Origin of the sequence: Pseudoruminococcus sp. (assembly GCF_047012705.1) — a bacterium.
Classification (GTDB): Bacteria; Bacillota; Clostridia; order Oscillospirales; family Acutalibacteraceae; genus Pseudoruminococcus.
Genome location: NZ_JBKXNW010000006.1, coordinates 172,333 through 193,145 on the forward strand (window position 1 = coordinate 172,333; position 20,813 = coordinate 193,145).

General features: G+C 40.3%; 18 protein-coding genes, 5 tRNA genes and 2 rRNA genes. All 25 read right to left on the minus strand.

Annotated features, from left to right (window positions below):
- Positions 1 to 39: 39 nt before the first annotated feature.
- Complete coding sequence (gene smc, locus ACLU24_RS07815) at positions 40 to 3,615, minus strand: chromosome segregation protein SMC (protein WP_412611605.1); 3,576 nt, start codon at positions 3,613 to 3,615, stop codon at positions 40 to 42.
- Positions 3,616 to 3,677: 62 nt separating this feature from the next.
- On the minus strand, positions 3,678 to 4,304 hold the full coding sequence (locus tag ACLU24_RS07820) for a hypothetical protein (RefSeq protein WP_412611607.1): 627 nt from the start codon (positions 4,302 to 4,304) through the stop codon (positions 3,678 to 3,680).
- Positions 4,305 to 4,330: 26 nt separating this feature from the next.
- Positions 4,331 to 5,347 (minus strand): elongator complex protein 3, encoded by a 1,017-nt coding sequence (locus tag ACLU24_RS07825; protein WP_412611609.1) that lies wholly within the window; start codon positions 5,345 to 5,347, stop codon positions 4,331 to 4,333.
- Positions 5,344 to 6,042, minus strand: a complete 699-nt coding sequence (gene rnc / locus ACLU24_RS07830) for a ribonuclease III (protein ID WP_412611611.1) — start codon at positions 6,040 to 6,042, stop codon at positions 5,344 to 5,346. The genes ACLU24_RS07825 and rnc overlap by 4 nt, the downstream gene beginning before the upstream one ends.
- Before the next feature lie 6 nt (positions 6,043 to 6,048).
- Positions 6,049 to 7,053, minus strand: a complete 1,005-nt coding sequence (plsX, locus tag ACLU24_RS07835) for a phosphate acyltransferase PlsX (RefSeq protein WP_412611612.1) — start codon at positions 7,051 to 7,053, stop codon at positions 6,049 to 6,051.
- Between the two features lie 27 nt (positions 7,054 to 7,080).
- A complete protein-coding gene (trmFO, locus tag ACLU24_RS07840) occupies positions 7,081 to 8,397 on the minus strand; it encodes a methylenetetrahydrofolate--tRNA-(uracil(54)-C(5))-methyltransferase (FADH(2)-oxidizing) TrmFO (protein ID WP_412611613.1) in 1,317 nt (438 codons plus the stop codon).
- Between the two features lie 35 nt (positions 8,398 to 8,432).
- Complete coding sequence (locus tag ACLU24_RS07845) at positions 8,433 to 8,948, minus strand: SF0329 family protein (protein ID WP_412611615.1); 516 nt, start codon at positions 8,946 to 8,948, stop codon at positions 8,433 to 8,435.
- Positions 8,949 to 8,973: 25 nt separating this feature from the next.
- Complete coding sequence (gene topA, locus ACLU24_RS07850; protein WP_412611616.1) at positions 8,974 to 11,094, minus strand: type I DNA topoisomerase; 2,121 nt, start codon at positions 11,092 to 11,094, stop codon at positions 8,974 to 8,976.
- Positions 11,095 to 11,146: 52 nt separating this feature from the next.
- Positions 11,147 to 12,355, minus strand: coding sequence for a DNA-processing protein DprA (dprA, locus tag ACLU24_RS07855; RefSeq protein WP_412611617.1), 1,209 nt, complete (start codon positions 12,353 to 12,355; stop codon positions 11,147 to 11,149).
- Between the two features lie 25 nt (positions 12,356 to 12,380).
- Entirely contained in the window at positions 12,381 to 13,163 is a 783-nt protein-coding gene (locus ACLU24_RS07860; RefSeq protein ID WP_412611619.1) for a TrmH family RNA methyltransferase, read from the minus strand.
- Positions 13,144 to 13,659 carry a shikimate kinase gene (locus ACLU24_RS07865; protein WP_412611621.1) on the minus strand — a complete coding sequence of 172 codons (516 nt, stop codon included), beginning with the start codon at positions 13,657 to 13,659 and terminating at the stop codon, positions 13,144 to 13,146. Before ACLU24_RS07865 ends, ACLU24_RS07860 begins: the two co-directional genes overlap by 20 nt.
- A 68-nt stretch (positions 13,660 to 13,727) precedes the next feature.
- Complete coding sequence (gene rplT, locus ACLU24_RS07870; protein ID WP_412611623.1) at positions 13,728 to 14,081, minus strand: 50S ribosomal protein L20; 354 nt, start codon at positions 14,079 to 14,081, stop codon at positions 13,728 to 13,730.
- A 56-nt stretch (positions 14,082 to 14,137) separates the two neighbouring features.
- On the minus strand, positions 14,138 to 14,335 hold the full coding sequence (gene rpmI / locus ACLU24_RS07875; protein WP_022264920.1) for a 50S ribosomal protein L35: 198 nt from the start codon (positions 14,333 to 14,335) through the stop codon (positions 14,138 to 14,140).
- A gap of 81 nt (positions 14,336 to 14,416) precedes the next feature.
- Entirely contained in the window at positions 14,417 to 15,022 is a 606-nt protein-coding gene (gene infC, locus ACLU24_RS07880) for a translation initiation factor IF-3 (protein ID WP_412611624.1), read from the minus strand.
- Positions 15,023 to 15,151: 129 nt separating this feature from the next.
- Complete coding sequence (locus ACLU24_RS07885) at positions 15,152 to 15,739, minus strand: hypothetical protein (RefSeq protein WP_412611625.1); 588 nt, start codon at positions 15,737 to 15,739, stop codon at positions 15,152 to 15,154.
- A 24-nt stretch (positions 15,740 to 15,763) separates the two neighbouring features.
- Positions 15,764 to 16,306, minus strand: coding sequence for an energy-coupled thiamine transporter ThiT (locus ACLU24_RS07890; RefSeq protein WP_412611626.1), 543 nt, complete (start codon positions 16,304 to 16,306; stop codon positions 15,764 to 15,766).
- Positions 16,307 to 16,435: 129 nt separating this feature from the next.
- On the minus strand, positions 16,436 to 16,882 hold the full coding sequence (locus ACLU24_RS07895) for a cytidine deaminase family protein (RefSeq protein WP_412228846.1): 447 nt from the start codon (positions 16,880 to 16,882) through the stop codon (positions 16,436 to 16,438).
- Between the two features lie 60 nt (positions 16,883 to 16,942).
- Positions 16,943 to 17,018: transfer RNA gene (locus ACLU24_RS07900), tRNA-Asn, on the minus strand.
- A 9-nt stretch (positions 17,019 to 17,027) separates the two neighbouring features.
- Positions 17,028 to 17,144: ribosomal RNA gene (gene rrf / locus ACLU24_RS07905) — 5S ribosomal RNA — on the minus strand.
- 33 nt (positions 17,145 to 17,177) lie between these two features.
- Positions 17,178 to 17,252, minus strand: a tRNA-Glu gene (locus tag ACLU24_RS07910).
- A 45-nt stretch (positions 17,253 to 17,297) separates the two neighbouring features.
- A tRNA-Lys gene (locus tag ACLU24_RS07915) sits at positions 17,298 to 17,373 on the minus strand.
- 53 nt (positions 17,374 to 17,426) lie between these two features.
- Positions 17,427 to 20,262 (minus strand): 23S ribosomal RNA (locus tag ACLU24_RS07920).
- A gap of 163 nt (positions 20,263 to 20,425) precedes the next feature.
- Positions 20,426 to 20,502, minus strand: a tRNA-Ile gene (locus ACLU24_RS07925).
- A 38-nt stretch (positions 20,503 to 20,540) separates the two neighbouring features.
- Positions 20,541 to 20,616, minus strand: a tRNA-Ala gene (locus ACLU24_RS07930).
- An 8-nt stretch (positions 20,617 to 20,624) separates the two neighbouring features.
- Positions 20,625 to 20,813 (minus strand): hypothetical protein (locus tag ACLU24_RS07935; protein WP_412611628.1); only part of this gene is annotated, 189 nt, incomplete at its 5' end.

The window sequence follows — 20,813 nt, forward strand, 5'->3', positions numbered from 1 at the left end:
ATTAGAACCGGAATCAACATATCACTTCCATATAAAATTTCATCGAGCCTTTAAACCAAGTTTTTGCTCAATTTCAGATGCTCTCAATTCAAGCAATTTAGATATACCCTCATCCTGCATTGTAACACCATAAAGTACATCAGCTTCTTCCATAGTCCCTCGGCGGTGCGATATACATATAAACTGCGTCTTGTCATTCATACGGCGAAGATATTGTGCGAATCTGTCAACATTAACATCGTCAAGAGCCGCCTCTATTTCGTCCATCACGCAGAATGGCGCAGGACTTACTTTCATTATAGCAAAATATAGCGCGATTGCAACAAGAGCTTTTTCTCCACCAGACAAAAGCTCAATATGAGATACAATCTTTCCCGGAGGTGAAACCTTGATTTCAATTCCCGTTGTAAGAACATTGTCTGGGTCTGTGAGCGAAAGCTCTCCGCTTCCGCCTCCAAAAAGCTCCAAGAAAGTCTGCTTGAAGTTTTCGTTTATAAGTGCAAAACGCTCTACAAAAATATCCTGCATCTGATGTGTAAGTTCATCTATAAGTTTAAGTAACTCTGCTTTTGAGGTTTCAACATCGCCAATCTGAGTTTTAAGGAATTCGTATCTTTCGCTGACTTCCTTATATTCATCAATAGCCGAAACATTGACACTTCCTAAAGCACGGATTTTTTGCTTTAATTCCGAAAGTCTGCGTTGTGCCTTAGGAACATCTGGAATTTCAGGAGCTTTTTCCTCTGCCTCACGCTTAGTAAGCTCATATTCCTCCCAAAGCTTAGAAATAATTGTGTCATACTCATTTTGGAGATTATCTTTCTTTTCAGAAAGTCTTGCCAATTCACCACCTAAGCGTTCACGCTTTGCAGTTTCCTCACGCTCGTCTTGACGGAGTTTTGTTTGCTTTTTTTCAAGTTCTATTCTTACCTGTGATTGTTCAGTAATCAGGCTTGAATTGCCCTTAGATTGTTCAGAAAGTGCATTCGCCTGTGCAGTAAGTTCGGCAATCTTAGCTTTAAGCTCAACATTCTTTGCCTTTATGTTCTCGCTCTCAGCATTAAGAGCTTCAATTCTGCCACTTCCCGAATTTTTTCTGAGTATAAAACTTTCTATATCAGCATTGAGAGCCTCAATATCCTTTTCAGTTGTAACAATGGAAAGTCTTGTTTCCTGCAAACCGTTTGAAAGTTCCTCTCTTTTTTTGAGAAGTTCTTCCCTACTTCCTGAAAGAGTTCCCGCAAGAGATTCAAGTTCAGCTATTTTCTGCTTATATTCTTGAGTAAGTTTTTCGGCCTCTTCGCGTTCAAGTTTCAGCGATTCTATTCTCTCATCAGACCTTGCATAATCTGTATTAAGTTCTGCAAGAAGTTTTTGAGTGCTTTCGATTTCAGATTCACGGCTCTTTTTTTCAGCCTCAATCTTAACCTTATCGCCCTGCATAATATACAGTTCGCTTTGAGCCGTTGAAAGTTCAAATTTTATCTTAGAACTTTGCTCCGACGCCTGTCTTAACTTTTCGTTAACCTGTTCAAAATCTTCTTTAAGTTTTTGTGCTTGATTCTTGATGCTCTCTATTTCGCTTGCTCTGCCAAGAAGTCCGGCACTTTTTGCAAGAGAACCACCGGTAAGCGAACCACCCGCATTGACAACCTGTCCGTCAAGTGTAACAACCTTAAAACGGTAATTATACCTCTTTGCAATATTTACAGCACAGTCGAGATTTTCCGCTATAACAATTCTGCCAAGCAAAGAGCCAAGAATACCCTTATAACAATCCTTACAGGAGCATAATTCGGAAGCTACGCCGATAAAGCCCTCGCACTGCTCCAAGCCACGCTCATTGAAATCTCTTGCTTTAATAGTCGCAATCGGCAGGAAAGTTGCACGACCACCGTTACAGCGTTTCAAAAATGCAATAGCCTTTTTAGCGTCTGCGTCTGTATCTGTAACTATGTTCTGCATAGCACCGCCAAGAGCTGTTTCAACAGCCGTGCTGTATTTCTTAGGAACGGAAATAACTCTTGAAACAGGTCCGTGTATTCCAGTCAAACCGCCATTTTTAACCTCACGCATAACTGTCTTAACGCTTGCAGCAAAGCCCTCAAGGTTGCGTTCTAAATCCTCTAAAAGTTTTGCTTTTCTGAAAAGCTGTTCACTGTCAAGGCGGAGCTTTTCGGAACCTGCTTTCAATTCCTCGCACTGACGGCTTTTTTGCTCAAGTCTTAGTTCACAGCCCTTAGAAACATTGGTAAGTTCAGTTATTTTCTCATCGCAATCGGAAAGCATTTGTCCATAGTCTGCGATAATCTTTTTGAGTGTTTCAATCTGAGATGTTCTTTCCTTAATGTTGTTTTCAAAGGAATCCATTCTTGCACTTATCTCAGAAATTGATGTTCCCGAAGTCATATATTTAACATTAACTTCGGCAAGCTCTGCTGTCAGCTTAGAAAGCTCTGCATTTATTGACATAAGCTTGTCACTGCTTTCGCTTTCACCGTCACGCAAGGTATTAAGTTTTTCAAGATATGTATTAAGGCTGTCCTTTAACCTTGAAAGCGTTGTTTCTTTATCCTTGATAAGCTGATGTTTTTTCTCAATTTCTGCATCTATCTCAACAGAACTGCGTTTTGTTTCGTCTATATCTGATGCAATTCTTGAAACAGTTTCCTGATTATGAAATATGTCGTTCTGAAGAACATTAACCTCTGCACGCTTACCGGCCGCCTCCTCGTCAAGACGGGAAGTTTCTGAACGCAAGGTTTCAATCTTCGCTGTAATATCGCTCTGCTTTGAGAAAAGTTCTTCAGTTTTAGCCTCAATATCCGTAAGAGCCTTTTGCGTTTCGTCATATTGGCTTTGTGCTATTGCTATTTTATCCTCCTGCTCTCTCAAGAGCCTTGTAGATTTATCAATAGTTTTCAGCCACAAGCCTATTTCAAGACCACGCTTCTCTTCCGCATATTCAAGATACGACTTTGCTTTCTCTGATTGTATTCTAAGTGGCTCTACACGACCTTCGAGTTCAGAAAGTATATCACGCAAACGAACAAGATTTTCTTCGGTTCTGCCAAGTCTGCGTTCTGCATCAGCTTTTCTGTAACGATAGCGTGAAATTCCTGCCGCTTCCTCGAAAATCTCTCGTCTGTCCTCACTCTTTGCTGCAACGATAGAATCAATCTTGCCCTGACTAATCATAGAATATCCGTCACGGCCAAGACCTGTATCCATAAACAATTCATGAATATCCTGCAAACGAACTACGGTATTATTTATAAGATATTCACTTGCGCCCGAACGATAATATCTTCTTGTAACGGAAACCTCGTCTTTGTCAAAATCAAGAGTTCTGTCGCTGTTGTCAATAGTAAGGGTTACCTGTGCAAAGCCTGTTCTTTTACGATTCTTTGCACCGTTAAATACGACATCTTCCATCTTTGAGCAACGCAAAGTTTTCGGTGACTGTTCACCGAGAACCCAACGCATAGCGTCACTTATATTACTTTTTCCGCTTCCGTTAGGACCAACAACTGCTGTTATTCCCTTAGTAAAGCTAAGTCTGGTCTTATCCGGAAAAGTTTTAAAGCCTTGAAGCTCAAGGGATTTTAATATCACTGTATCACCACATTATAGATTAAATGTTAAGAGCTTTGCCCTTAATTGTTTGAAAGGTAAAACTATTTTTCGAGCTTTTTATCTGAAAAACACTTATATCCCAATATACATATCGGCAAAAAATAAATGCACCATACTTCAAGTAAAATTGTTCCGAATATGTCATCTGTTTCCGATGTAAATACAGGAAACATAGGCACAAAAAAGCAAGAAACAAAGAATATACCATGTATCATAAGAAGTATTTTAAGACACTTGCTCTTTTTATCAACTGCTTTAATATTCAAGCCTGTAAAGAATGTAGATAACGCCATAAATGCATAACCCAATAAGTCATAATTGAAAAAAAGACTTCCTGTATTACCATAACTTATAATCGACAGAACTTCTTCACTCAAACCTGTATTCATATGTACAGTAGTACACTCTGCATAGTATACTATAAAAACCAACACTGCATATATTGAAGCAAAACACATTGCAACAACACCACAGGATTTATTTTCCTTATCATTATTCTCATTAAGAGCAGCCATAAAGGGGATAAATCCAATAGCTATAAATATACTTGAAAGACAGCTTGCAAAAATTGTATTTAAAAAAAGTCCGAATATCATAGATATCGCAAATGCCAAAACAGCAAGTCCTGTAACTGCTGAACCGATTTTTCCAAAAGTCGTATTTTTCACTTTTTATTCTCCTAAGTCAGTTTGTATCAACCGCAATCTGGAACTTGCCGAAGCTTCACCTCGTATCTTTCCAAACGCATTTCCTGACGAACTATTACATTAAATCCAAGTCGATTTAACCTATCAATATTTTTGCGTTTTTGTCCGACAAACCTCGAAACCGAACGAGGATTGACATAAACCTCTATTGTACCTTTATGTATACCGCTCTTTTCAAGCTCCTTTATACAGTTGCTATACATAATCTCGCTTTCACAAAGTTCACGAAAAGCAGGGTGAAATGCTCCTGCCGCCATACCCTCACGCAGACTGTCGCTATCGTGCAGTCCTAAGCGAATGACATTTATATGTCGGTTTTCAAAGTACAGCAAAAGTTCAGCACAAAGCTTTACAGCGTCCTCGAGCGTCTGCGGCTGATAATCCTTAGACCTATATAGTTCATAAAGCTCTGTTCCCTTGATAACCACCGTAGGATAAATTCTGACCGTATCAGGATTGAGGTCGGCTATTTCGTAGGCACTTTCCCTGTCACGCTCATCATTGCTCTTATAAAGTCCTGTCATCATTTGCAGTCCAAGAGAAAAACCGTCCTCAGAAATCATCTTTGAGGAATTTATAATATCGGCTCTTGTATGACCTCTTTCGTTAGCCGCAAGAACCTCATCATTCATACTTTGAGCACCAAGCTCTATTGCAGTAACTCCATACTTATGAAGTATATCAAGAATTTCGCTATCAATAGCATCCGGACGGGTTGAAATTCTTATACCCGCAAATTCACCTGACTTAACAACAGGAGCGGCGGCTGAAAGCAAACTTTCCATATAAGCCTTATCAATAGCCGTAAAGCTTCCGCCGAAAAATGCAATTTCTGCATTTTTAGTATTCTCTTTAAGACTTTCTCTCGCGATAGTTATTGCGTTCTTTACATCATTTGTACAAGGTTGGCTTTGCTGTCCTGTAATTTCACGCTGATTGCAAAAGCTGCAATTATGTGGACAACCGTTATGTGGTACAAAAATTGCTACATTTGAGTGTTTCAATATCCCATCAACTCCAATGCTTCTCTTGCTGCCTGCTGTTCAGCTTCCTTCTTGCTTCTTCCGCCACCCTTGCCGATTTTATTGCTGTTAAGTCTTACCTCAACAGTAAAGTGCTTATCGTGGTCAGGACCACTTTCGCCAACAAGAACATATGTTATTCTTTCTTCAGGATTTTTTTGAATAATTTCCTGCAAAGTTGTCTTATAATCCTTAAAGCTAAAGCTTCTTGGAGAATCTATCTCAGGCTTTACAAAATCCATAATAAATCTTCCGGCTGGTTCTATTCCCCCGTCAAGGTAAATAGCCGCAATAAGTGCTTCAAAAGCGTCAGCAAGGATTGACGGACGCTCGTTGCCATGAAGATTTGCCTCTCCATGACTTAATCTTATAAAATCTCCAAGGTGTATTGTTCTTGCAAATTTAGATAATGTCTTTTCGCAGACAAGAGCCGCTCTCAGCTTGCTGAGGTCGCCCTCCGGATAGTTCGGGCAATTTTTAAAAATATAGTCCGAAACAACAATGCTAAGAACAGAATCGCCTAAAAATTCAAGTCTTTCATTGCTTTTGTCACCGTGCTTAGATTCATTCGCATATGATGAATGAGTCAAAGCATTTTTCAGAAGCTTAATGTTTTTAAATTTATATTCGATAGCGTTTTCAAGCTCATCTAAGTTAGTTTTTCTTTGAGCATTCATAACTCATCAGCCTCCATTTTTCAGAACTTCCAGCTCACGCTGAATTTCTCCGATAACATCTTTTTCTGTATAATCTATAACTGATTTAATCGCACTGATAAAAGTATCCGCCTTAGCACTGCCGTGAGTTTTAAGAACAGGCTTAGCCACACCCATAATAGGAGCTGCACCATAATTATTATAGTCCATATATTCTTTAAGTTCTTTCATGTCTTTAAGAACGAGTGCAGCCGCAAGCTTTGTTTTGAAATTTTTCATAAAAAGTTCTTTGATTTTAAGCATAAGAGCAGATGCAACACCCTCATACATTTTTACAATAATATTTCCGGTAAAACCATCAGCAACAATTACATCAGCCGCATCGTGCGGAATATCTCTTGCCTCTATGTTTCCGATAAAGTTAATCGGCGCTTCTTTAAGTAAAGCAAAGGCTTTGTGCTGAAGCTCGCCGCCCTTATGGTCCTCTGTGCCAACATTTGCAAGAGCGACACGAGGATTTTTAATTCCGCATATCTTGTCCATATAAACCGAACCCATAATACCGAACTGCTGTAACATTTCAGGACGGCACTCAACATTTGCGCCACTGTCTATCAAAAGAACCTGTCCCTCTACCTTTGGCATAAGTGGAGAAAACGCTGGTCTTTTAATACCTTTGATACGCTTAACAATCATAGTTGCACCCATAATCAAAGCACCGCTGTTTCCAGCAGAAAGAAAGGCATCTGCACCACCGCTTGCGAGAAGCTTTAAACCAACAGCCATAGAGCTTTGATTCTTTGACTTCATAATATCGCCGGCCTCGTCCTCCATTGTTATAACATCAGGAGCGTCCTCTATACTGATTCCTGCGATTGATATATTATTTTCTTTTGCGGTCTTTTCAATAATTTCCTTGCTTCCTACAAGGACAATCTCAATATTATTATAAACTTCAAGAGCTTTAACACAACCTTTAATTACTTCTAAGGGTGCGTTATCTCCGCCGAATGCATCAACTATAATTTTCATTGCGATTTACCGACCTTTCTTTTGATTTTAAGCAAGTGCGAAATCGACCTTTACTTTTTCAAGAGCGTCTAATGCACAAGCCGAATGTTTAGCCGCTCTCTCCCTTTTATCACGAATTTTTTCTTCAAGCGGAGGAAGTATTCCGATGTTTGCTCCCATCGGCTGAAAATCCTTAACACTCTCATCTGCAATATATCGTGACAAAGCACCTATCATTGTTTCTCTCGGTAGAGTTATTGTTTTGATATTGTTAAATCGTCTTGCCGCGTTAATTCCTGCAATAAGTCCGCTTGCACCTGATTCCATATAACCCTCTACACCCGTAATCTGTCCTGCAAAGAAAATATTTGAATTTTCTTTCATAGAAAAATCTGAATTTAATATTCTCGGCGAATCAATAAAAGTATTCCTGTGCATAACTCCATATCGAATAAATTCCGCATCGTACAAAGCAGGTATCATAGAGAAAACTCTCTTTTGCTCTGGAAATTTCAGATTTGTCTGAAATCCGACTAAATTATACAGCGATTTTTCTGCATTTTCTGTCCTAAGCTGTAAAACCGCCCAAGGTCTGTGTCCTGTTCTCGGGTCACGCAAACCGACAGGCTTCATCGGCCCGAAACGAAGTGTATCGTGTCCACGCTGTGCAAGTATTTCAACAGGCATACAGCCCTCGTATACCTTAGGATTCTGAACATCTACACCATGCAAAGGCGTTCTCTCCGCTGAAACTAAAGCCTCGTAAAAAGCCTCGTATTCATCTTTATTCATAGGGCAGTTAATATAAGCGTCATCTCCGCCCTTGTCATATCTTGAAGCGAAAAATGCCTTTTCCATATCAATGCTTTCGGCTGTTACAATCGGAGCCGCCGCATCAAAAAAGCTCAATCCGCCACCACAGATTTTCTGTATCTCTGCGGATAATGCTTCGCTTGCAAGAGGTCCTGCCGCAATAACAGTAATCGCATCATTCGGAATTTCTGTAACTTCCTTTTCAATAACTTCAATTAGCGGATTATTTCTGATTTCTTTTGTCACCATAGCAGAAAAATCGTCTCTATTTACTGCTAAAGCGCCTCCAGCAGGAACAGCACATTTATCTGCACATTTCATCAAGAGAGAATCGAGCCTACGCATTTCCTCTTTGAGCAAACCTGCGGCACTTTCTATTCTGAGTGCCTTAAGAGAGTTTGAGCAAATAAGTTCGCAAAACAAATCGCTCTTATGTGCAGCTGTCTTTTTTGTCGGCTTCATTTCAAAAAGCCTAACATTTATGCCACGCTTAGCAATCTGATAAGCACACTCACAGCCCGCCAATCCTGCACCGATTACATTTATATACATTATTTCACCTCTTTTAAACCAAAGAATAAAACTTTTTATAATTCTTTATCCAAGCTTAGGTTTTCTGCATTCATTCTCAAACAATAGAAATTCTTTATCCAATCAGGTTCATTTTTTATTCTATCTTTCATTGAAATTAGTCTGCGTTTGCCTACTCGTCTATCCAATATAGCCAACATTCTCACAATGGCATTTTCACTGCTAAGACTTTTTTCAATACCCTGATTATCAAATTCGCTAAATGAATCATAAAAAATATCATGACTGAATTTTCCGCTGTTAATCGTTTCATTGTTAGCTATTTTCCAACATTCCAAACGAGATTTATCAGGATATTCATTACATAATCTCAAATCACTAAGCCAAGCAGTCATATCCCAATCAAAATAATCAGTTCTGAATATTTCCTTGCCATCGTAACGAATAGCAACACGACCATAGTGGTCTGGAGCTTTACTATATGAGGTAACAAAATATTGAATATGCCCTCTCAATGATTGTGCAAGATATTCATTTTCCAGCTTATTTCGTATGCCACTCCATGTTGCCATATAAACCTCCAATAACAGCTAAAAATCAATTTTCTTCTTCAAGTGGTTTTGAGAAACCGCAACCCTCTGCCTGACAGAAAAGTGTTGGCTTCTTGCCGGCTTTCTTATAAAGAATAGCTCCGCAATTCGGGCATTTTTCTTCTGATGGCATATACCAAGAAACAAAATCACATTCAGGGTAATTTTCACAACCATAGAATACTCTGCCACGCTTAGTTTTCTTTACTATTACATCTCCGCCACATTTCGGACAATGAACGCCTGCCTTAACAACAAATTTTTTGATGTTCTTACACTCAGGCCAACCCGGACAAGCAATGAACTTACCATATCTTCCAAACTTAACAACCATCTGTCTGCCACAAAGTTCACAAGTAATGTCTGTTTTATCCTGCTCAAGTTCTATCTTAACATCTTTCATTTCCTCTTTAGCTTTTTTAAGAGTTTTATCGAAATCACCATAGAAATTAGCAAGCAAATCCTGCCACTTGCACTTACCCTCTTCAACTGTATCAAGGTCACTTTCCATCTGAGCGGTAAATTTTACATTTACTATCTTAGGGAAACGCTCTTTCATAAGCTTAGTTATAACTTCTCCCAATTCAGTTGGAATAAGGGTTTTAGATTCACGCTTAACATACTCTCTTGATGTAATTGTAGAAATAGTCGCCGCATAGGTTGACGGTCTGCCAATTCCATATTCTTCAAGAGCCTTAATCAAAGATGCCTCTGTATATCTTGCTGGTGGCTGTGTGAAATGCTGATTCGGCGAAATAGTCTTTACACGAAGTTCCATACCCTCTTTAAGTGGTGGAAGTTCCTGTTCGCTTTCCTCATCAGTGTCCTTACTCTCAACATAAAGGACTGTAAATCCATCGAAATCCACACGATAACCCGATGCCTTAAAAATATAATTTCCTGCAAGGATTTCTGCTGATGTTGTCTTATGAATACAATCAGACATCTGGCAAGCAATAAAACGCTCCCAAATGATTTTATAAAGCTTATATTGTTCCGGTGTAAGGCTATCCTTAACCTTATCAGGTGAAAGCTCTATCGTTGTCGGACGAATAGCTTCATGTCCGTCCTGAGCGTTTGAACGAGATTTATATTTTCTTGGTTCAGCAGGAAGATATTTATCTCCCCATCTCTGCTGAATATAATCTCTTGCACTATTAAGTGCATCATCAGAAAGTCTTAGAGAGTCAGTTCTCATATAGGTAATCAAACCGACTGCACCCATTCCCTCAATCTCAACACCTTCGTAAAGTTCCTGAGCAATACGCATTGTACGCTTAGACTGGAAGCCAAGCTTTCTTGAACATTCCTGTTGCAAAGTTGAAGTAATAAACGGTGGAGCAGGCTTTCTTGTTCTTCTTCCGTTCTTAACCTTGCCAACCTTAAAGCTTTCGTTTTCGAGTTCAGTAAGAATCTGATTAGCTTTTTCCTCATTGCGAATATCAAGCTTTATGCTACTATTTTTATCCTTAATGCGAAGTGTTCCCTCGATATTATCATAAAGTGACGCAGGGAAAGCCTTGCGTTCACCCTTTGGAATAAACTTTGCATCAATAGTCCAATATTCCTCCGGCTTAAATGCACGAATCTGTTCTTCTCTATCAACAATAATTCTTACTGCAACAGATTGAACACGACCTGCCGAAAGACCTTTTCTGATTTTCTGTGCAAGAAACGGACTAAGCTTATAACCGACAAGCCTATCGAGAATACGCCTTGCCTGCTGTGCATTAACAAGGTCTATATCTATACAGCGTGGATTAGCCATACCGTTTGTAACACCAGTCTGAGTAATTTCATTAAATGTAACACGGTTTTTCTCATCAAGCGGCAAATCAAGCAAATATGCAAGGTGCCAAGAAATAGCCTCTCCCTCACGGTCAGGGTCGGTTGCAAGAAAAACTTCTTCACTTTTTGCAGCACGCTTTTTAAGTTCATCAGCAAGTTCTTCCTTGCCCTTAATTATATCATACTTTGGCTTGAAGCCATGTCTTATATCAACGCTCAAACGCTTTTCGGGCAAATCTCTTATATGACCCATAGAGGCAACAACCTCATATCCCGAACCTAAATATTTTTTAATTGTCTTAGCCTTTGCAGGTGACTCAACAATAACTAGCTTTGACACTCAAGTTTCCTCCGTAATATAAATTTAATGCAGTATTTATTTTATCTTAAAATCAACCTTTTGCTATATATTTACCTCCGACAACCGATTCTATGTAGCCAAAAATTTCAAGCTCAGTAAGAGCTGAAAGTAATTCATGTATAGGCATACCTGTTTTCGCTGAAATATAATCAGTTGTCACAGGTTCATCACTCAACACCATAAATACCTTTTTAGAATTTTCTGAAACATCTTTCGGAACTTTTCTTATAGGTTTTTCTTCTGGTTTTGATTCATCAATTACAAATTCAGATGTACTGTCTATACTATTTTCGACAAAAATCGGCTTACGAATTTGTTCGACTTTTTCATTATAATCTATTTTAGCAAAATAATTCAAGTTATTCTTGTTAGTATCATACCAATTTAAAATATCGCTTGGTTCTATTGCAACTGAATATCCACGCCTCAAAAGTTCGTTAGAACCTTTATTTTCTCTAAAAAAAATACTTCCCGGAATAGAAAAAAGCTTTCTGCCCTCTTTAATAGCGTCATTTGCTGTTATCAAAGCGCCGCTCCTTTCCCCAGCCTGAACAACAAGCGTAGCATCAGAAAGCCCACAAATTATTCTGTTTCTAAGTGGAAAATTCTTTGCAATAGGCGGATATCCTGGCGGAAATTCCGAAACAACTGCACCATTTTCTGCAATTCTCTCATACATTGGAATATTTTCCATAGGATACCCCACATCTATTCCACAGCCAAGAACGCTTATCGTTATTCCACAAACATTAAGAACAGCCTTATGCGAAGCTGTATCAATACCAAAGGCTCCTCCGCTGACAACTATTGCTCCCGATTCAGCAAAAGAAAACGCAAAGTCATTTGCCGCATTTAATCCTTGACTTGTTGCATTTCTTGAACCAACCATAGCAACAGACAATTTCCCGTCAAGCTTAGGCATTTTACCCTTCACATAAAGTAAAACAGGTGGTGCAGAAATAGCACGAAGCTTATCAGAAAAAAGCTCATCATTATATGTTATAATGTCATATCCAAGTCTTTCGCAGTCATTAAGAATTTTCCTTGCTTTGGATAAATCCTTGTTCATAAGCTTTTTTATAATATTAGGTGTGAAGCAATCGCAGATTTTATAATCATACTCTGAGGCATTATAAAAATTTTCGGCTGTTTTAAAAAAGGACATACCATTCTTAAAGGCAGTATTATTAACACCAAATATGCATTGCAGCCACAGATAGTATATTACATCTTTTCTCAAGAGTATTCCTCCACACAGCAACATATCACTTACTTCTGATAAGTTCCCACATCAAAATAGCCGCAGCAGCAGACGCATTAAGTGATTCAGCTCTTCCTCCCATAGGAATTTTTATTCTTTGCGAACAGGCAGAAATAGTTTCATCTGTAAGACCTGCACCCTCATTGCCTATGAGTACGATTCCACTCCTTAAATCAAGTTCAGTAACGGACACAGCATCTCTCGGAGTTGCGGCATATGTTTTTATTCCTTTTTTAGTAAGCTCAGAAATAAACTCAGTAAAGTTTTCAGCAACACAGAATTTCATTCTAAATACAGCACCCATACTTCCCCTCGCAACCTTAGGCGAATAAACATCGCAGCAATCTTCCGAAAGTATTATGCCATCAAGACCTAAAGCCTCTGCTGTTCTGAGTATAGTTCCGAGATTAGACGGGTCGCTTATATTTTCCAAAGCAACATAACGCCCCGTATTTTCTATTTTATCAACTAAAATGCTTTTGTCAAGCATAGAAATAACGCAAAGCAAACCTTGCGGTGATTTTGTATCGGAAATTTTCAAGAAAATGTCAGCACTGACTTCAATTTTTTCGCAGCCAATATCCGATATTAACTTGAAATCGTCCGAATATTTTTCCATAGCCTGTTTTGTATATACGAACTTATTTATTTTCGCACCTGACAAAGCCGCATCTCTGCAAAGTCTTACCCCCTCAACAGTAAAAAGACCCGCATCTCTTCTTTGCTTTGCACTTTTTTGCAACTTAATAATTTCTTTAATATTGGGATTATCTCTGCTTGTTATCATATTCATCGCACTTCTCTTTTATACATAATGCTGTTTCAGGTATCGCCATACCATTTTCATCAACTATAATATCTGCATATTTTTCATATAGCGGAATGCGTTCATTATAGAGGTCGAGCAAAGTTTGCCCTTTTTTTATAGAAACTCCACGCTGTGTAAGATCGCCAAGCCTGTTTGCGATTTCTCCATAAGGAAGCCTTATATATACAACTATTCCTATTTTCTTAAAATGCTCCATAGCTTCTTCGCCATAAATAACACTTCCGCCTGTTGCAATAACAGAACGACTTACATCTATTGAAGCATTAATTTTATTTTCTATCTTATTAAAACCGTCTAAACCTTCCTGAGATATTATTTCGCTTAATAATCTACCATCTTTTTCCTGAATAAGCAAATCCGAATCAAGAAAGGAGTAACCTATAATCTTAGCTAAAATTACACCTACAGTACTTTTTCCACAGCCCGGCATACCTATCAAAATTATATTTTTCATACTAAAAATCCTTTTTAATATAATATAAATAATGCACCTAAGAGTGAACTTAGGTGCATTGAATTTAATTATAAAGCAGCCTTAGCCTTCTCAACAAGAGCTGTGAAAGCCTGTGGGTCAGCAATAGCAATCTCAGAAAGAACCTTTCTGTTAAGTGTGATGCCAGCTTTCTTAAGACCGTTCATAAATGTTGAATAATTAACACCGTTTGCACGGCAGCCTGCGGAAATACGAGTAATCCAGAGTCTTCTGAAATCTCTCTTACGCTGTTTACGACCGATATAAGCATAGTTGCCGCTCTTCATTACGGCTTCCTTAGCCATCTTAAAATGCTTGCTCTTTGCACCCCAATAACCGCGAGCGAGCTTTAGTGTCTTTTTTCTTCTTTTGCGTGTAGCCAACGCACCCTTTACTCGTGCCATTTATATAATACCTCCGTTTTGTGCATTAAACCGTTCTGACCGGTAATACTCTTAAATTATTTGTAAGGAATGAGTCTCTTGATTTGTGCTGTATTTGTCTTATCAGCAACAGCAGTCTTTCTAAGACCTCTCTTACGCTTTGTTGTTTTCTTGTTTAAGATGTGGCTTTTGTTTGCATGAGCACGGATAACCTTACCGCTCTTTGAAAGCTTAAAACGTTTTTTTGCTCCGCTGTGTGTCTTAATCTTTGGCATTTTATTGCTCCTCCTTATTGTTCTGATTTGCTCTCATTTAAAAGAAAGCACTTATATCGTCTTTAGTTCCGAATAATCGGTTTACTTTGTTTTCGGTCCTAAGAACATAAGCATACTGCGTCCCTCAAGCTTTGCGGGTTTTTCAATATTTGCAAAGTCTGCACAAGCTTCTGCGAATTTCTTCATTACATCCATACCAAGCTCAGGGTGTCCCATTTCTCTTCCACGGAAGCGTATAGAAACCTTAATTTTGTTTCCTGCTCCAACAAAACGCTTTGCATGAGCCAACTTAGTGTTAAAATCATGGGTATCAATATTGAGCGAAAGACGAATTTCCTTAACATCAACAACATGTTGATTTTTTCTTGCTTCTTTCTCTCGTTTAGCCTGCTCAAAGCGATACTTGCCGTAGTCCATAATCTTACAGACAGGCGGTTTTGCCTGAGGGGCAATCTTAACGAGGTCAAGATTCATACTTTCAGCTTTAGCTAAAGCCTGAGAAGCGGACATAATTCCTAATTGTTCACCGTTCGAGCCGATAATACGCAGCTCTTTGTCACGAATTTCTTCATTTATCTGAAGTTCCTGCTTGCCTATGTTAAAGCACCTCCATACATAACTATAAAACGAAAAAGCACGGTACAGCCGTAACTGTCCGTGCGTCAATAGCATAATCAGAGAACGCAAAAAGCTCTCGTAGAATAGTTATTGACCCATGACAGTCTAACCTCATAGGTGAAAGCATACCGCTTTGCTTTGTTGTACTCGAATATTATATACCGCTTTCCGCAATTTGTCAAGGTTTTTTGTAGAATTTCATACCATCTTTTCTGTATATTCCATAAGAAGATATGTTGTCTTTAAGTTTGAATTTTCATCAGGATTATATTCTTTAATCAGTTCAAATCCCAATTTTTCCAAAAGTTCACGCTTTGTTAAATCTGTTTTTGAAATCTGCATATAATATTTTTCATATTTTTTCTGTGATAATACATAATTCAAAAGTGCCTCTGCTATAGAATTATCCATACTTTCAGCTGAAATAGGATAACCTATATAACCACAGTCCTTAGGAATATTTTTAACGCTGAATGCACTTTGGAGTGCGGAATAGACCTTTTTAGCCTTAATAATTCCAAACTGTTTTTTAATATCAGAGTAATTAAGCTCTATGTATCCACTTCGGAAATCACTCAAATATATAATGCCTATAATTTTACCATCTGAAACCGCTTTATAAAATTTTCTAATAATAAGGCTATTTTTTATTGCAAGTCCGCCACGCTCTATTTTAGGAATAAATTTTTTTAAGCTATCATACGCAGAATATATCATCAGATATGAAGCAACTCCCCTATCTCTTTCTGTAAGCGGCATTATATCAATTTTTTTCATATTGCTCATAATCTAACCTCATTATATAAATTATCAACGAATTACAGAAAGACGCTTTATATTTTCAAGCATCTTTCGGACTGGTGGAAGTGCTAAAAGAATAAGCGTAATAACCCCCTCCGTCAAAACATAGCTTGCATTATAAATCAAAACTGCACTAATTGCCACAAAATTATCATAAAGATTTCCTGCATATGTTGTATAGAAAATTAATCCTGAAACTTCATGAAAGAAAAGTCTTCCTAGTATGCCAAGAATATATCCATATATTAAACCATTTTTCTTTTTAGAAAAGAATCCCGAAACACCCAATGCACCAAAAGCAAGCGGATAATCTAAAAGCACTTGTAATGGGTGTACAAAATAAGGCTCTACTACAAATTGCAGAATACCATATGCGATAGATGCAATAAAACCCGTCATTGGACCATAGCAATAGCCAATCATACTTATAATAAGCATACTAAAAAGTGTAATTGAACCACCGTTCGGCAAACTTGGCAATTTTATGATTGTAGAAACAACCATAGCTAAAGCAATCGCTAAACCTGCAAATGTAATTTGCTTTGTTTTCATACAGAAGCTCCTAATTTATTATCTTTGATTATATGATTTCAAATTTTTCTCTGTTACGGTCAAAAATATATTTATATTTAATCATAGTTTTTAAATATTCATATACTTTCTACATATATTATAGCAAAATCAGTTTAAATCATTAACCGATTTCGTGTTTTCATAACGTTCTTTTCCCCACCAAAATGGAAGTATTTCTTTTAATGTAATAGTTTCTCTTTTTTCAAAGTCAATCATTATTTTCATATTTTCATTCTTTTCGTTAAGCTGCATAAAAAATTCTCTGCACGCACCACAGGGCATTCCACTGCCCTCTCCATGCGGAGCTTTATCCATAAATGCAATCAAACGCTTTACAACAGTTTGTCCGCTATTTACATACATATTAAGTGCCGCTACTCTCTCAGCACACAAATTCATAACCCCGCTACAGCTTTCAATACAAAAACCTGTGAATATCTCGCCATTTTCAGCCTCTAAAGCACATACGACATGATGTGCCATAACGAATGGAGATACATCTTCAGGATGATACTGCTTTTTCGCCTTCTCATATAACATATCCCAAATATCCATATATAGCCTCCCAATTTCCAGCAAAAGAAAAAGCAGTAAGTTTTCATCTTACTGCTTTAGTGGCTCCCCCAACTGGGCTCGAACCAGTGACATCATGATTAACAGTCATGCGCTCTACCGACTGAGCTATGGAGGAATATATAAATGTTGGCGTCTTCCTATTTTCACAGGCCGCTTCCAGCCAACTATCTTCGGCACTACTGAGCTTAACTTCTGTGTTCGGGATGGGAACAGGTGGACCCTCAGCGTCATCAACACCAACTATTTATCTACTTCTATTCACTTTTCCGGGTCTTGGTGACCCGTGCGAGAATCGAACTCGCGTTGCCGCCGTGAGAGGGCGGAGTCTTAACCGCTTGACCAACGGGCCAATTCTCTTCGGCTAGAGCCGGTTGCCCAGCTCCAACCTTCTCTTTGGTGCGCCATCAGGGGTTCGAACCCGGGACACCCTGATTAAGAGTCAGGTGCTCTACCAACTGAGCTAATGGTGCATATCGCACCCTCAAAACTGAATAAAGAAGCAGATCTGCTTGAACCAAAGTTCATGGTCAAGCCCTCGACCTATTAGTACTGCCAAGCTGAATACCTCACGGTACTTACACACGCAGCCTATCAACCTTGTAGTCTTCAAGGGGTCTTACTAACTTACGTTATGGGATATCTTATCTTGGAGCCGGCTTCACGCTTAGATGCTTTCAGCGTTTATCCGATCCGCACTTAGCTGCCCAGCTGTGCCACTGGCATGACAACTGGTGCACCAGCGGTGCGTCCATCCCGGTCCTCTCGTACTAAGGACAGCACTCCTCAAATATCCTGCGCCCACGACAGATAGGGACCGAACTGTCTCACGACGTTCTGAACCCAGCTCGCGTACCACTTTAATCGGCGAACAGCCGAACCCTTGGGACCGAATACAGCCCCAGGATGTGATGAGCCGACATCGAGGTGCCAAACCTCCCCGTCGATGTGGACTCTTGGGGGAGATCAGCCTGTTATCCCCAGGGTAGCTTTTATCCGTTGAGCGACGGCATTTCCATTCACATACCGCCGGATCACTAACTCCAACTTTCGTTACTGCTCGGACCGTCATCCTCGCAGTTAGGCTGGCTTGTGCGTTTACACTCAGAGGCACGGTTTCCGTCCGTGCTGAGCCAACCTTTGAGCGCCTCCGTTACTCTTTAGGAGGCGACCGCCCCAGTCAAACTGCCCGCCTGACAATGTCCCCCGACCAGTTTCATGGCCGCAGGTTAGAATTCCAGCAATCTAAGAGCGGTATCCCAAGGCCGACTCCGTAAAAGCTGGCGCCTTTACTTCCTAGTCTCCCGCCTATCCTGTACATAGATTACCGAAACCCAATATCAAGCTGCAGTAAAGCTCCATGGGGTCTTTCCGTCTTGTCGCGGGTAACCGGCATCTTCACCGGTACTACAATTTCGCCGGGCGGGTAGTTGAGACAGTGCCCAGATCATTACACCATTCGTGCGGGTCGGAACTTACCCGACAAGGAATTTCGCTACCTTAGGACCGTTATAGTTACGGCCGCCGTTTACCGGGGCTTCAATTCGGAGCTCTCACTCCTCCTCTTAACCTTCCGGCACCGGGCAGGTGTCAGCCCCTATACTTCATCTTTCGATTTGGCAGAGACCTGTGTTTTTGATAAACAGTTGCCTGGGCCTATTCTCTGCGGCTCACATTTCTGTGAGCACCCCTTATCCCTAAGTTACGGGGTCAATTTGCCGAGTTCCTTAATTACCCTTCTCCCGTTGGCCTTAGAATCCTCTTCCTGTCCACCTGTGTCGGTTTGCGGTACGGGCACCTAAAATATACGCACAGCTTTTCTCGCCCTCGTCCAAACATACTTCTCTACTCAAATTTCGATCCCTTACGCCCGGGTAAACCAACTCCCGGGATATGCCCTTTCAAGGTGTCCCTGTGTTTAAATCTTTCGGTGGTTACGGAATATCTACCGTATGTGCATCGGCTACGCCGTTAGGCCTGACCTTAGCTCCCGACTTACTTGGAGCGGACGAACCTTCCTCCAAAAACCTTAGACTTTCGGCCAATATGATTCTCACATATTTCTCGCTACTCATTCCGGCATTCTCACTTCTGTAAAGTCCACGAACGCTTTCGCTCTCACTTCACTCCTTACAGAACGCTCTCCTACCATACCTTGCGGTATCCCAAGCTTCGGTGTATAATTTAGCCCCGTTGAATTTTCGGCGCAGGGTCACTCGACCAGTGAGCTATTACGCACTCTTTTAATGAGTGGCTGCTTCTAAGCCAACATCCTGGTTGTCTGGGCAACCCCACATCCTTTTCCACTTAACTATACTTTGGGACCTTAGCTGTGGGTCTGGGCTCTTTCCCTTTTGACGACGAAACTTATCTCACGCCGTCTGACTCCCGGAAAACGATTATCTGGCATTCTTAGTTTGATAGGGTTCAGTAACCTCTCGGCCCCTAGCCCATTCAGTGCTTTACCTCCAGTAATCTATTCCGAGGCTAGCCCTAAAGCTATTTCGGAGAGAACCAGCTATCTCCGGGTTCGATTGGAATTTCTCCGCTACCCACACCTCATCCGCTACCATTTCAACGGGAGTCGGTTCGGTCCTCCATGGAGTTTTACCTCCACTTCAACCTGGACATGGGTAGGTCACCCGGTTTCGGGTCGAATACTACTGACTTAAAATCGCCCTATTCAGACTTGCTTTCGCTTTGGCTCCACACCTTAGGTGCTTAACCTTGCCAGTAACATTCACTCGCCGGACCATTCTACAATAGGTACCCGATCACCCTTTGACGGGCTCTCGGTGCTTGTAAGCACAAGGTTTCAGGTTCTCTTTCACTCCCCTCCCGGGGTGCTTTTCACCTTTCCCTCACGGTACTCTTCTCTATCGGTCATCGGTTAGTATTTAGGCTTGGAGGATGGTCCCCCCGTCTTCCCACCGGATTCCTCGTGTCCGGCGGTACTCTGGATTCAGATAGCCACTTCAGTTTTTCGCATACGAGACTTTCACTCTCTTTGGTTTGCCTTCCCATACAATTCTGCTAAACCTCTGTGTACACATTTCTGTCCTAACCCCGAAAGTATTACTACTCTCGGTTTGGCCTCTTCCGCGTTCGCTCGCCACTACTAGCGGAATCTCGGTTGATTTCTTTTCCTCGCCCTACTTAGATGTTTCAGTTCAGGCGGTTCCCCTCATATGCCTATTTTATTCAGCATATGATGACTAGACATGACTCTAGCCGGATTGCTCCATTCGGAAATCTACGGATCAATGCCTACTTACGGCTCCCCGTAGCTTATCGCAGTTAGTCGCGTCCTTCTTCGGCTCCCGATGCCAAGGCATTCCCCTTGTGCTCTTTGTAGCTTGACCATGTGATAATCTTTGGTTCTGTTTCATGTTAATTGTAGTTGAATCTTCAGATTCTTACCCTGTATCTTTTTACTTATACAGCGCATTACATTTAATCATATTGCTTTATCTGCTATACTTTATTCAGTTTTCAAGGTGCAATCTTTGCAGATTTTATTCTGCATGGTGGGCTTAAGTGGACTCGAACCACCGACCTCTCGCTTATCAGGCGAGTGCTCTAACCGGCTGAGCTATAAGCCCATATTGGTTATCATCGGCTCAAGTATTACTTTCGCCACTGGTGGAGATAAACGGGATCGAACCGTTGACCCCCTGCTTGCAAAGCAGGTGCTCTCCCAGCTGAGCTATACCCCCATACTTCTTCAGGGAACATAAAGCTCTCTTTCGTTCCTCATATCCCCCGAGAACCCTTTTTCAAGGACCCTCAAAATTAAACAACACTTTCTAAAACTTTCCTCGTAATTCCGACCTTGGATTTTGAACAATCTCTTGTTCGTTTCTCCATAGAAAGGAGGTGATCCAGCCGCACCTTCCGATACGGCTACCTTGTT

What these genes read in the sequence shown, in the direction of transcription:
- ACLU24_RS07885 (WP_412611625.1), bottom strand. Translation starts at nt 15,739, where the DNA reads ATGAGCAATATGAAAAAAATTGATATAATGCCGCTTACAGAAAGAGAT.
- rnc (WP_412611611.1), bottom strand. Translation starts at nt 6,042, where the DNA reads ATGAATGCTCAAAGAAAAACTAACTTAGATGAGCTTGAAAACGCTATC.
- rpmI (WP_022264920.1), bottom strand. Translation starts at nt 14,335, where the DNA reads ATGCCAAAGATTAAGACACACAGCGGAGCAAAAAAACGTTTTAAGCTT.
- trmFO (WP_412611613.1), bottom strand. Translation starts at nt 8,397, where the DNA reads ATGTATATAAATGTAATCGGTGCAGGATTGGCGGGCTGTGAGTGTGCT.
- plsX (WP_412611612.1), bottom strand. Translation starts at nt 7,053, where the DNA reads ATGAAAATTATAGTTGATGCATTCGGCGGAGATAACGCACCCTTAGAA.
- ACLU24_RS07860 (WP_412611619.1), bottom strand. Translation starts at nt 13,163, where the DNA reads ATGATAACAAGCAGAGATAATCCCAATATTAAAGAAATTATTAAGTTG.
- ACLU24_RS07895 (WP_412228846.1), bottom strand. Translation starts at nt 16,882, where the DNA reads ATGGATATTTGGGATATGTTATATGAGAAGGCGAAAAAGCAGTATCAT.
- ACLU24_RS07865 (WP_412611621.1), bottom strand. Translation starts at nt 13,659, where the DNA reads ATGAAAAATATAATTTTGATAGGTATGCCGGGCTGTGGAAAAAGTACT.
- rplT (WP_412611623.1), bottom strand. Translation starts at nt 14,081, where the DNA reads ATGGCACGAGTAAAGGGTGCGTTGGCTACACGCAAAAGAAGAAAAAAG.
- ACLU24_RS07890 (WP_412611626.1), bottom strand. Translation starts at nt 16,306, where the DNA reads ATGAAAACAAAGCAAATTACATTTGCAGGTTTAGCGATTGCTTTAGCT.
- ACLU24_RS07845 (WP_412611615.1), bottom strand. Translation starts at nt 8,948, where the DNA reads ATGGCAACATGGAGTGGCATACGAAATAAGCTGGAAAATGAATATCTT.